Source organism: Rothia sp. HMSC071B01 (assembly GCF_001808945.1).
Taxonomy (GTDB): Bacteria; Actinomycetota; Actinomycetes; order Actinomycetales; family Micrococcaceae; genus Rothia.
This window is the reverse complement of record NZ_KV795044.1, coordinates 36,915-37,145: the sequence shown is the minus strand read 5'-3', so window position 1 is coordinate 37,145 and position 231 is coordinate 36,915. Positions and strand designations below refer to the sequence as shown.

The following is a 231-nucleotide window of genomic DNA, read 5'->3' as shown; positions in this document are numbered from 1 at the left end:
TGTCCTCGTAATCACCGAACTCTACGAAGAGCTCAGGGATGTACTTGGGTGGCCAAACGCCGTAGCGTTCGCGGAAGAGGATCATGTGGTAGATGTAGGTGGCGTCAAAGAAGACGGGGCTGAAACCCAGGCGGTAGCGGCCCATCTGGCTACTGCTGATGAGTAGGTGTCCGCCTTTGCCGTTCTCTTTCATGTGTATTTTGGTGATGCTGCTGTAGTCGAACTCGCGGG

1 pseudogene is annotated in these 231 nt (G+C 55.0%); it reads right to left on the bottom strand.

The features are described 5' to 3' along the window. Nucleotides 1–231, bottom strand: a pseudogene (locus HMPREF2527_RS09730) (hypothetical protein); the annotation flags it as partial.